Genomic DNA, 11,516 nt, shown 5'->3' with positions numbered 1-11,516 from the left:
CAAATTGTAATGATAAATTATATCGTAAAATTTCTATTAGTTTTATGCTCACTATTTTCGTAGCGTTCCACACATTTTTTATAGATTTCACGTGCTTCTTTAGCATCGCCCCAACCACCAACATCTACTTTCTTCTTTTCTAAATCTTTATATACTTGGAAGAAATGTGTGATTTCTTTTTTTCTATGCGGATTCAAATCTGTAATATCCTCATAAGTATTCCAGATAGGATCTGTTACTGGTACACAAATTAATTTCTCGTCTGGACCTTTTTCGTCAGCCATGTGAAAAACAGCAATGGGTTTAACTTCCATGACACACATCGGGAATGTCGGTTCTGTTCCCATTACCAATACATCTAATGGGTCTCCGTCCAAAGCTAAAGTTTCAGGAATAAATCCGTAATCTCCTGGGTACATCATCGAAGAAAAAAGCATTCGATCAAATCGAATCTTTTTTAAATCAAAATCATACTCATACTTGTTTCTACTTCCCTTTGGAATTTCTATTAAGACATCAAAAGTCTTAGTTTCTTTACTAGTCATATTCTTTTTTAAATAGTCTGCAAATGTACCAAATTACCTTTTTTCGAACAATTTTACAGCATTAAATAATTTGTGATGTAACCTAATTAAAAACCAGAGGTCTTTAAAACGATAACTGCTAAAATATAAATAGATGAAAACTAACCACAAGGTGCTATATAGTAGTACTCTCTTCTTCTTTTTCGTTACCATTCTTATTGCTCAGGAGGTTAAGACTAAAGATATTGATGCTATTTTTTCTGAATGGAACACGTTGGAAAAACCTGGGATGTCTGTAATGGTGATGAAAGATGATAAAATCGTTTATGAAAAAGGTTTTGGATCTGCCAACTTAGAATATGACATACCTATTACAAAGAATACCGTTTTTCATGTGGCATCTGTCTCAAAGCAGTTTACCGCTTTTGCCGTATTACTTTTAGAAAAAGACGGGAAGTTATCTATGGATGATGATGTGAGGAAGTATTTACCCGAACTACCAGACTACGGAAAGAAAATTACGCTTAGAAATCTTGCAAATCATAGTAGCGGATTAAGAGATCAATGGGACCTTTTGCGAATGTCGGGTATTCGTTTAGATGATGTAATTACTCAGGAGCACATTTTAAAACTGGTCAATCGCCAAAAGTCTTTAAATTTTGATCCCAACAAGAGAAACATGTATTCTAATACTGGTTTTACATTATTGGCAGAGGTAATAGAAAAAGTATCAGGAATGTCGTTTGCAGATTTTACGAAAAAGAGAATTTTCGAGCCTCTTGGAATGAACAATAGTGAGTTTTATGATGATCATCAAAAAATAGTAGCGAATAGAGCCTATTCCTATAAAGTACGTGATAAAAAGTTTATAAAAAGTACGTTGAGTTATGCCACAGTCGGTCCTACAAGTTTATTTACCACTGCTGAAGATTTTGGGAAATGGGCGTTGAATTTTCAAAACCCTATAGTAGGTGATATGTCAATAATCCGTAAGTTGAACACTAGAACAAAATTGATTGGTGGTTCAGAAACGGGATATGCGATGGGGCAATTTGTAGGAACTTATCGAGGAATAGAAGTGGTAGTTCATTCAGGTTCTGACGCAGGGTATAAAGCCTATTTCGCTCGGATTCCATCTCATAATCTCTCAATTGCAGTTTTTTCCAACTTATCCACGATTGATCCTGTTGATCAAGTATTTACTATTGCTAATTTATTCTTAGAAGGGAAATTTCCAAAACAAGACGCTTCCAAAAAGGAAGAAATTGTTGTTCATGACCCTTCCATGTTTATAAAACTTTCTCAAAAACAACTTTCAAAGTTTTTAGGAGAGTATTGGGAAGTGGATGAGAAGTATAAACGAAAGGTGCTGTTAAAAAATGATACTCTTGTTTATTACAGAAATGAAAAAAGTGAGACAAGACTTGTCCCTACTGATAAAAATAAGTTTAAAATGATGAAAGATCCTAATGATGTTGACGTAGTTTTTGAAAAGAATGATCAGGGAATCAAAATAATGAAGGTAAGTATTAACGATAGAAAGCCTATTAAATTTGTTGCCTTTGGAAATGTGAATCTGAATGAGTATTTAGGAACTTACCAAAGTAAAGAATTAGGAACTTCCTATAGAATTACGATAAAAAAGGGAAAATTGACGTTAGAACACCAAAGGATAAGAGATATTCATTTTGATCCGATTAATAAAAACTTATTTGTGTCTAAGAAAAGGGCGATTCAGGAGTTGAAGTTTTTGCGAAATAAAAGAGGAAAAGTAATTGGGTTTAAAGCAAGCAATAATCGAGTCAAAAACTTAGTGTTTAAAAACTAGAGAATTGACCTTAAAAATTAAATCCTGTACCAAAGGTAATCCCAAACTTTCTTGCTCCAGGATTGTCTAGATAATTTCCTCTAAAGTTAAAATCTACGCGCAGAACTTTAAAAATGTTAGCAATACCAATACTGTACTCATAGTAAGGGCTTTTGTTAGGTGCTTGTAAGATAATTTGTGAAGGATTACTAGTTGTGTTTAGTAAAACGTTTTTGTCTGATAATTGCCCCCATGCTGTTCTAAACCCGACCACAGCTCTCAGGTTTAACTTTCGAATTAAAGGAATTCTTGAGAAGAGTCTTCCATTAAAATTATGTTCTAAATGGAACGAAGCATATGTATCTGTAACGAATTCATAAAAATCTAATTGATTGAATGTGTTAAAGAAAGCAAAATAGGTTTGATTTCCAGGAACAACACTCAGTAAACCTAGAGGTACTTCTCCAAAAGTTTTTCCCGCTTCTAGAGAGGTCCAAGTTCTTCCAAATCCGCCAATAAGCCAGGGTTGTATATATGACAGTTGCACTTTTGTGTAATCGAAATCTCCATTTAAGATTCCCTTACTTCCTTTAGTAACTTGTAAAAAGATACTTCTTAACCTATCCGTATTTGTTTGTTGTTCAACGCCAAAACCAGATACTTTTCTTCCAGGAAAATAGGAAGCAGATAAAATGGCTTCAAACTGATTTATTTCAGAAGAAACTCCAGATGTAGCATCCGGATCGTTGTAGTCTAAACTGAAAGTTGGTGATGCGGAACGTAAGGATCGATGAAGACCTGCAACGCTGACAACAAAGTTTGTTAGCGGCTCAGCTTGTAAAGAGAGCATTGAGACATTTACATTAGTTAAACGATCATTAACACCGGTTCCAACGACCGAAGAAGAACCATCACTTCTTCCTAAAAGATCAATGGAAGTTGTTAATGAAGCACCAATTTGTTCTACGTCTCGCTTGTTCCCTCCAGCCAGAATTAACCTATTCTTTCGGTTTAATAGTACCTTTCCCTGAATACCATACTTAAACTTTTTGTCTCGGAAACCGTAGGCGGTATACCCTTCTATTCTCCAGGGATCGTCATAGCCTAAATATGTTCTTCCACCGACTCTAATGCGGTCACCTTCTACTTCATTAAATCCATAAGTAGAGAAGATAGGTCCGTAATCAAAGTTCAGATCTTTGAATTCGTAGTACCCAGAAGATAATGTTGCCGCTATGGTATACAGTCGCTTAAACTTTTTTACTGTTTTTAAGGTGTCCAACATTTTGTATACCCCTTTTTCATCTTCATTCAAAGCCTCTAATCTGTTGGCTTCCCAAAATGAATCAGGTTGGTTATAAACCGTAGCATCCTGATTGTAATCTTTCCTTGAATAGAACTTCGGATCTAGTGATTTATCAAAAACATAATTATTATATAATGTTGTTCTTTTACCATACACACCTCGAGATTTTTCCTTTTTATTCAAGACAAAATCTGACATGAAATAATCTCTTTTCAGTAAGAATACAGAATCATTTAGAATGTCGAACTCCTGCTCTATATAGATGTCTTTCACCCAATTTATATTGGCATTTTTAGAGGCTTGCATGTTGATCTCTTTCACCGCAAATGTGGTGTCATTTACCCAAAAATCTCCTTTAAATGTTAGTTCATTCTTTCTTCTCGGGTAATAGATAATATTATAACACCATTTATTATCTATAAAAGTACTATCGGCTAATACATAGTTGTAATTGCTAATTCCTGTTCTGGATAAAGGACTTACAAAACTTTTGTAGAAAAATTTAATGTAGTTGTCGTAGATGTCATATTCGTTATATAGATCATCTATAAAATCAATGATAGCTTGATTATTACTAAAACCTGAATTCTTATTCCCTTTCAACTCAACCTTTTCCTTATTTAAAACGTTGTCTCCATACACGTGAGATACAGATTCATTTATAAAAATGGGTAGATAGGTTTTTCCTGTTACTCTTGAAGTATCAACATTGTCAAATACAAACTCCAAACCACGAAACAGTCTTTTTTTCATTAAGACACTATCTATAGTATTTAGGTCAAATTCAACTTTTTGATATTTGTTATATTGATATTGTTTAAACTGCTTAACACCGTTCTTACGTCTGCGTTCCCATATCTTGCGTAAAATGTCTATAGCTGGATTATTCTTTTTTGGTTGTTTACCAGTAGCAATGACAATTTCATCAAGTTTGTTGGCTTCTTCTTTAAGAATTACTTTAATATTATAGGTAACCTTTTTTGTCAAAGCTAATTCAACAGTCTCAAATCCAATGAATGAAAAAACTAAGGTTGGCCAATTTTTTGAAGACTCAAGGTAGAATTTTCCGTTCTCATCGGTAATTGTTCCTTGCACAGACCCTTTGAAAAGCACATTAGCATATGCAATAGGCTCATTATTTTCGTCAAAAACTTTACCGCTTACTTTTGTTTGAGAATAAGATATAACAACCGAAAAAGTAAGAAATATAAAGAGTAAAAATTTCTTCATAATAAAAAAACTTCATCAACAACATTGCCAATGAAGTTTACATAACGCAAATTTTTGCGATTTATTTGTATAAAACTTCTTTTACAGCTTTTACCACGTCATTACTATTTGGAAGCCATTTTTCTAATAAAACTGGCGAGTAAGGCGCAGGTGTATCTGCAGTCGTAATTCTCTTAATAGGAGCATCTAAATAATCAAACGCTTCATCTTGTATTCTAAATGTAATTTCTGAAGAAACACTGCCAAATGGCCAAGCCTCTTCTAAAATTACAAGTCTATTTGTCTTTTGTACTGATTTGATAATCGCTGCGTGATCCATTGGACGTACAGTTCTCAAGTCAATTATTTCTATTGAAATTCCTTCTTTTGCAAGTTCCTCTGCAGCTTTATATGCCTCTTTGATTATTTTTCCGAAAGAAACAACAGTTACGTCAGAACCTTCTCTTTTAATATCGGCAACACCAATTGGAATGATGTATTCTCCTTCTGGGATTTCCATCTTGTCTCCATACATTTGCTCAGATTCCATGAAAATAACAGGATCGTCATCTCTAATAGCCGCTTTTAATAGCCCTTTAGCATCGTGCGGATTTGAAGGCACAACAACTTTTAAACCCGGACAGTTCGCATACCAACTCTCAAAAGCCTGAGAGTGTGTAGCTGCTAGTTGTCCTGCAGAAGCTGTTGGTCCTCTAAAAACAATGGGGCAATTAAATTGCCCACCAGACATTTGTCTAATCTTTGCTGCATTGTTGATAATCTGATCGATTCCAACTAACGAGAAGTTAAAGGTCATATACTCTACAATAGGTCGATTGCCATTCATAGCAGAACCTACAGCAATACCACCGAAACCTAATTCTGCGATAGGAGCATCAATCACACGTTTCGCGCCGAACTCGTCTAACATTCCTTTACTTGCTTTGTAAGCACCATTATATTCGGCTACTTCTTCCCCAATTAAATAAATACTTTCGTCCGTGCGCATCTCTTCACTCATCGCCTCGCAAATCGCTTCTCTAAACTGAACTGTTTTCATGTACTAATGATCAAAATTTATTGAAGACAAAAGTATGAAAATTTCTATCAAAAATTTTGGTATCAAAATTAGAAACTCAAAAAAATAGATTATAATTTTGCGATAACGTTTTCGAAAGGATTTCAGTGTAAAATAAATACTATGCATGCATAGTATTTTTGAAAAATAAACTGTACCTTCGTAGCCATCAAATTAAAATAAAATCGAATGAAAATATTGGTATGTATCAGTCATGTACCTGATACCACTTCAAAAATCAATTTTACTGAGAATGACACAAAGTTTGATACAAATGGAGTTCAGTTTGTAATCAACCCGTATGATGAGTTTGTGTTAACTCGTGCGATGTGGTTTAAAGAAAAACAAGGAGCTTCAGTAACTGTAGTAAATGTTGGAAATGCTACTACAGAACCTACTTTAAGAAAGGCATTGGCCATTGGAGCTGACGAAGCAATTAGAATAAATGCTGAACCAACGGATGGTTTTTCTGTTGCTAAAGAATTAGCTGCTGTGGTAAACAGTGGAGGGTATGACCTTGTCTTGGCAGGGAAAGAATCAAGTGACTATAATGGTCAGATGGTACCAGGAATGCTAGCAGGATTAACAGGTTTCAACTTTGTAAATGGTTGTGTTGGTATGGAAGTAGATGGAACTAATGTTACAGCTACTAGAGAAATAGATGGGGGTAGTGAAACAGTTTCTACATCATTGCCTTTGGTTATTGGAGGGCAGAAAGGAATTGTAGAAGAGTCGGATCTTCGTATTCCAAATATGAGAGGAATCATGATGGCACGTAAAAAACCATTAAGCGTGGTAGAATCTTCTGGTTCTGAAAACGCTACATCTTCTCAATTATTTGAAAAACCAGCGCCAAAAGGAGCTGTGAAGTTAGTAGATGCAGATAATGTTGATGAATTAATCAACTTATTACACAATGAAGCAAAAGTGATTTAACCATAAGAAAATAAAGATATGTCAGTTTTAGTATACGCAAGTTCCACCGATGGAAAATTTAAAAAATCTGCTTTCGAAGTAGTTTCTTATGGAAAGAAAGTAGCAGAGCAATTAGGGACCAACATTATTGCATTGACTATAAATGCAGATGAGGCTACCGAATTACAAAACTATGGAGCAGAGACTATTGTTACAGTAAATAATGAGCAATTATCAGTGTTTAATGCGAAGAGTTATGCATCGGTCATTAAACAGGTTGCAGCCTCTAAAGGAGCCAATGTGGTAATTATAGATTCAAGCATAGATGGATTATATGTGTCGCCATTGGTGGCAGTAGCATTGGAGGCAGGATATGCATCTAATGTAGTTGCAGCACCAAGTAGTACAAGTCCGTTTACGGTAAAGAGAAAAGCCTTTTCGAATAAAGGATTCAACAATACGGTAATAAGTACCGAGAATAAAGTAATTGGATTAGCGAAGAATTCATATGGAGTTCATGAAAGTGCTACTTCAGCGTCTGTAGAAAGTTTTGAAGCCGCTATTACCGAGTCTGGAGTAACGTCAACCAATATAGAGAAAGCCACTGGTAAAGTGACCATCGCGGATGCAGATGTTGTTGTGTCAGGAGGTAGAGGGTTAAAAGGGCCAGAAAATTGGGGTATGGTGGAAGAACTAGCAGATATTTTAGGTGCAGCTACAGCTTGCTCTAAGCCGGTATCTGACTTAGGATGGAGACCACATAGTGAACACGTAGGACAAACAGGAAAACCTGTAGCTTCTAATTTATATATCGCAATTGGTATTTCTGGAGCGATTCAACATTTAGCAGGAGTGAACGCGTCTAAAGTAAAAGTAGTCATCAATACAGACCCTGAAGCACCTTTCTTTAAGGCAGCTGATTATGGAATTGTTGGAGATGCTTTTGACGTTGTCCCTCAGTTAATTAGCAAACTAAAAGAATTTAAGGCACAGAACTCATAATTTTTATTAAATTGTGCCCTAGTAAAAGGGCTGTCTAATTTTTGGTGATTGCCATGGTTGGACAGCCTTTTTTTATGTATGGAGATTGTATGAGCTTAATAAAATTAACGATTAAAGGAATTTCTTACAGTCAAACTCAAAGTGGTGCGTATGCATTGGTTTTAAGTGAGATGGAAGGAACCAGAACTCTGCCGATTATAATTGGCGCTTTTGAGGCGCAATCTATAGCGATTGCTTTGGAGAAAGAAATAAGACCGCCAAGGCCACTAACGCACGACCTGTTTAAAACATTTTCAGATCGGTTTTCAATTAAGATCAAGCAAATTATCATTCACAAATTGGTAGACGGTATTTTCTTTTCTAGTTTGGTATGTGAAAGAGATGGTGTTGAAGAGGTGATTGATACTAGGACATCTGATGCCATTGCCATTGCAGTTCGATTTGAGGCGCCTATTTTTACCTATGAAAATATCCTAGACAAGGCTGGAATCTATTTGAAAATCGAAGAAGAATTGTCCTTAAAGGAAGATTCTTTAGAACCAGAAGAGGTAGAAGTACATCTTGAAGATGTAGCAATGTCTGATGATGTTTTCTCTAAACTTTCTTTAGACGAACTCTACCAGCAACTGAATGAAGCTGTATCCAACGAAAATTATGAATTAGCTGCTAAGATCAGAGATGAGATTAGCAAGCGATCTTAACACCTTATGATTTCATGAAAAAATTACTCATACTTATTTTTTGCTGTATCTCTTTTTTAGGATTTTCTCAGTCTGTAGAAAATAATTGGAGGTTTTCTGCAATAGAAAAAGGCGGTAAATCTATTGTAGATGTTGATGCATCGGATGCATTTTATTTAAAAGAAGGGAAATTCAATTACTCTTTGGTAGCAAAGGATAGCTTAAAGGCTGAAGGAACTTATATACTTCAAAATAATCTTTTAATATTTAATTATACACAGCCAAAAGACACGGTTAGATATTATAACATCATCGAACAAACAGACTCCACTTTAGTTTTTTCCGAGCGAGATGTTGTATTCAAATTTTCTAACAAAGATGTGATTCCTAAAACTGTTGTAGTTGAAAAAAACTTGAGTTCAAATCAAATTTTGCCTAGCGAAGGGTTTTCTGTAACAAGTTTATGGAAAGGTGTGCTAGGGATGCTAGTTTTATTATTTATTGCATTTTTATTTAGTTCTAATAGAAGAGGTGTTGATTGGAAGACAGTAGGTTTGGGCTTAGCTTTTCAGCTTTTGATCGCTATAGGTGTGTTAAAAATACCGTTTGTTCAAGCAGTTTTTGACTTCATTGGAAAAGGTTTTGTTAAGATATTAGAGTTTACCCAATCTGGTAGTGAATTTTTATTTAAAGGTCTAATATCGGATATGGACACCTTTGGGTTTATTTTTGCCTTTCAGGTATTACCAACCATTATTTTCTTTTCAGCATTAACCTCATTATTGTTTTATTTAGGAATAATCCAAAAGGTCGTAAAAATAATGGCATGGTCATTAAGTAGAGTGCTCAAAATATCAGGAGCGGAAAGTTTATCCGTGGCAGGAAATATCTTTTTAGGACAAACAGAAGCACCGTTATTAATCAAGGCCTATCTGGAAAAGATGAATAAATCAGAAATGCTTCTGGTTATGATCGGTGGTATGGCTACGGTAGCAGGAGCAGTACTAGCGGCCTATATTGGATTTTTGGGAGGTGATGATCCTGTATTAAAATTATTATATGCAAAACATTTACTAGCCGCTTCCGTAATGGCGGCGCCTGGTGCTATCGTAATTTCAAAAATTCTGTATCCGCAGAAAGAAAAAGTTAATACGGATGTACAAGTTTCTCAAGAAAAAATAGGATCTAATGTATTAGATGCGATTGCCAATGGGACCACAGAAGGATTAAAATTGGCCATGAATGTTGGGGCAATGTTATTGGTATTTGTAGCATTTATTGCGTTAATTAATGGTGTTTTAGGAGGAATAGGAAGCTTCGATGGAATAGAATATTTTGGTTGGCATTTTACTTCTTTGAATGAAATCATTGCGACCAATACAGTGTATCAAGAATTATCACTAGAATTTGTTTTGGGATATATATTTGCACCGTTGATGTGGATGATTGGTGTGGCAGGTGAAGATATGGCTATGATGGGGCAGTTGTTAGGAATTAAATTAGCTGCCAGCGAATTTGTAGGATATATACAATTGGCAGAATTAAAAGATGTTACCAATGTAATGCATTTGAATTATAATAAGTCGATTATTATGGCCACATATATGCTTTGTGGTTTTGCAAACTTTGCATCCATCGGAATTCAAATTGGAGGTATTGGATCCCTGGCACCAGGTCAACGAAAGGTATTGTCCGAATTTGGAATGAAGGCCTTGATTGGAGGTACGATAGCATCATTGATGTCAGCGACTATTGCTGGAATGATCATCGGTTAATCTATAAACAAATCGTTAATAACTTTATAAGATAAATAGAAGCTTCAATTCATTTGAATTGAAGCTTTTTTTAATTTTGAGATTCAAGCAAATGATGGAACTATGAAGCAATATCACGATTTAGTTAAGCACGTTTTAGAAAACGGAAACGAAAAAGGAGATAGAACAGGAACAGGAACCAAAAGTGTATTTGGTCATCAGATGCGCTTTGATCTGAGTGAGGGGTTTCCCATGGTAACTACTAAAAAGTTGCACCTGAAGTCTATTGTATATGAACTTCTATGGTTTATTAAGGGAGATACAAATGTAACATACTTACAAGAAAACGGTGTGCGCATTTGGAACGAATGGGCAGATGAAAATGGCGATTTGGGTCCCGTATATGGGCATCAATGGCGCAATTGGAATAGCGATGAGATTGATCAGTTAAAGGACGTGATCGATACATTGAAAAACAACCCGAATAGTAGAAGAATGCTAGTTTCTGCTTGGAACCCTAGTGTGTTGCCAGATACTTCCGTGTCTTTTTCAGAGAATGTAGCTGATGGTAAGGCCGCTTTGCCTCCGTGCCATGCTTTTTTTCAATTCTATGTGGCGGATGGAAAATTGTCTTGTCAGTTATATCAAAGAAGTGCTGACATCTTTTTAGGGGTGCCGTTTAACATAGCTTCCTATGCTTTATTTACAATGATGATGGCGCAGGTATGTGGGTATGAAGCTGGCGAGTTTATCCATACGTTTGGAGATGCTCATATCTATAGTAATCATATGGAACAATTGGAGCTACAATTGTCTAGAGATCTAAGACCATTGCCAACTATGAAAATGAATCCAGCAGTGAAAAATATTGAAGATTTTACTTTTGAAGATTTTGAGTTGGTGAATTACAACCCACATCCACACATAAAAGGTGTGGTAGCCGTATAAATTAACTTATTTTTAATTGGAAAAAGATTGCTTAGCAGCAAGTTAGTTCATAATTTAGTTGAAAATTAACACTATGGATATTTCTACAGATTTACTTAAGGATTATATCTACGATAAGATCGCTGATATTGATGATGAAAATGTTTTGACAGCTATCAAAACCTTAATAGATCATATACAGGCTTCGTCAGATGATACCATTACTGAAAAAGAGAACTTTAATAGTTACATCAAGGTTTGGCTCAAGGATATGAATTAAAGAACCTCTTTCTTTTAAACCCAATTTTTACTCA

10 protein-coding genes are annotated in these 11,516 nt (G+C 35.2%); 7 read left to right on the top strand and 3 right to left on the bottom strand.

The window, feature by feature from the left end; genetic code table 11:
- Window positions 1-17: 17 nt before the first annotated feature.
- Window positions 18-545: an inorganic diphosphatase gene (locus RQM59_RS08270; RefSeq protein WP_349241631.1), complete on the bottom strand. Its 528-nt coding sequence runs from the start codon at window positions 543-545 to the stop codon at window positions 18-20.
- Window positions 546-678: 133 nt separating this feature from the next.
- Between RQM59_RS08270 and RQM59_RS08265 the strand changes: the two genes are divergently transcribed.
- Window positions 679-2,352: a serine hydrolase domain-containing protein gene (locus RQM59_RS08265; protein ID WP_349241630.1), complete on the top strand. Its 1,674-nt coding sequence runs from the start codon at window positions 679-681 to the stop codon at window positions 2,350-2,352.
- 10 nt (window positions 2,353-2,362) lie between these two features.
- Here RQM59_RS08265 and RQM59_RS08260 read toward each other — a convergent pair whose 3' ends face one another.
- Together RQM59_RS08260 and RQM59_RS08255 are read right to left on the bottom strand one after the other, a co-directional pair.
- Window positions 2,363-4,867, bottom strand: a complete 2,505-nt coding sequence (locus RQM59_RS08260; RefSeq protein WP_349241629.1) for a DUF5686 family protein — start codon at window positions 4,865-4,867, stop codon at window positions 2,363-2,365.
- 61 nt (window positions 4,868-4,928) lie between these two features.
- A complete protein-coding gene (locus tag RQM59_RS08255; protein WP_349241628.1) occupies window positions 4,929-5,906 on the bottom strand; it encodes a pyruvate dehydrogenase complex E1 component subunit beta in 978 nt (325 codons plus the stop codon).
- A 207-nt stretch (window positions 5,907-6,113) separates the two neighbouring features.
- Between RQM59_RS08255 and RQM59_RS08250 the strand changes: the two genes are divergently transcribed.
- From RQM59_RS08250 to RQM59_RS08225, 6 genes are all read left to right on the top strand, one after another.
- On the top strand, window positions 6,114-6,860 hold the full coding sequence (locus RQM59_RS08250) for an electron transfer flavoprotein subunit beta/FixA family protein (protein WP_349241627.1): 747 nt from the start codon (window positions 6,114-6,116) through the stop codon (window positions 6,858-6,860).
- 18 nt (window positions 6,861-6,878) lie between these two features.
- Window positions 6,879-7,841: an electron transfer flavoprotein subunit alpha/FixB family protein gene (locus RQM59_RS08245; RefSeq protein ID WP_349241626.1), complete on the top strand. Its 963-nt coding sequence runs from the start codon at window positions 6,879-6,881 to the stop codon at window positions 7,839-7,841.
- Window positions 7,842-7,930: 89 nt separating this feature from the next.
- Window positions 7,931-8,542 carry a bifunctional nuclease family protein gene (locus RQM59_RS08240; RefSeq protein WP_349241625.1) on the top strand — a complete coding sequence of 204 codons (612 nt, stop codon included), beginning with the start codon at window positions 7,931-7,933 and terminating at the stop codon, window positions 8,540-8,542.
- 14 nt (window positions 8,543-8,556) lie between these two features.
- Window positions 8,557-10,296, top strand: coding sequence for a NupC/NupG family nucleoside CNT transporter (locus tag RQM59_RS08235; RefSeq protein WP_349241624.1), 1,740 nt, complete (start codon window positions 8,557-8,559; stop codon window positions 10,294-10,296).
- A 102-nt stretch (window positions 10,297-10,398) separates the two neighbouring features.
- On the top strand, window positions 10,399-11,223 hold the full coding sequence (locus tag RQM59_RS08230; protein ID WP_349241623.1) for a thymidylate synthase: 825 nt from the start codon (window positions 10,399-10,401) through the stop codon (window positions 11,221-11,223).
- A 73-nt stretch (window positions 11,224-11,296) separates the two neighbouring features.
- On the top strand, window positions 11,297-11,482 hold the full coding sequence (locus RQM59_RS08225) for a hypothetical protein (protein WP_349241622.1): 186 nt from the start codon (window positions 11,297-11,299) through the stop codon (window positions 11,480-11,482).
- Window positions 11,483-11,516 lie beyond the last annotated feature (34 nt).

Origin of the sequence: Asprobacillus argus (genome assembly GCF_032248395.1) — a bacterium.
In the GTDB taxonomy this organism is placed as follows: Bacteria; Bacteroidota; Bacteroidia; order Flavobacteriales; family Flavobacteriaceae; genus Polaribacter; species Polaribacter argus.
The sequence above is the reverse complement of the archived record's forward strand: the minus strand, read 5'-3'. Positions and strand labels throughout refer to the sequence as shown.

Excerpts from the sequence above, each read along its gene's own strand:
- RQM59_RS08270 (WP_349241631.1), bottom strand. The coding sequence starts at position 545 with ATGACTAGTAAAGAAACTAAGACTTTTGATGTCTTAATAGAAATTCCA.
- RQM59_RS08265 (WP_349241630.1), top strand. The coding sequence starts at position 679 with ATGAAAACTAACCACAAGGTGCTATATAGTAGTACTCTCTTCTTCTTT.
- RQM59_RS08260 (WP_349241629.1), bottom strand. The coding sequence starts at position 4,867 with ATGAAGAAATTTTTACTCTTTATATTTCTTACTTTTTCGGTTGTTATA.
- RQM59_RS08255 (WP_349241628.1), bottom strand. The coding sequence starts at position 5,906 with ATGAAAACAGTTCAGTTTAGAGAAGCGATTTGCGAGGCGATGAGTGAA.
- RQM59_RS08250 (WP_349241627.1), top strand. The coding sequence starts at position 6,114 with ATGAAAATATTGGTATGTATCAGTCATGTACCTGATACCACTTCAAAA.
- RQM59_RS08245 (WP_349241626.1), top strand. The coding sequence starts at position 6,879 with ATGTCAGTTTTAGTATACGCAAGTTCCACCGATGGAAAATTTAAAAAA.
- RQM59_RS08240 (WP_349241625.1), top strand. The coding sequence starts at position 7,931 with ATGAGCTTAATAAAATTAACGATTAAAGGAATTTCTTACAGTCAAACT.
- RQM59_RS08235 (WP_349241624.1), top strand. The coding sequence starts at position 8,557 with ATGAAAAAATTACTCATACTTATTTTTTGCTGTATCTCTTTTTTAGGA.
- RQM59_RS08230 (WP_349241623.1), top strand. The coding sequence starts at position 10,399 with ATGAAGCAATATCACGATTTAGTTAAGCACGTTTTAGAAAACGGAAAC.
- RQM59_RS08225 (WP_349241622.1), top strand. The coding sequence starts at position 11,297 with ATGGATATTTCTACAGATTTACTTAAGGATTATATCTACGATAAGATC.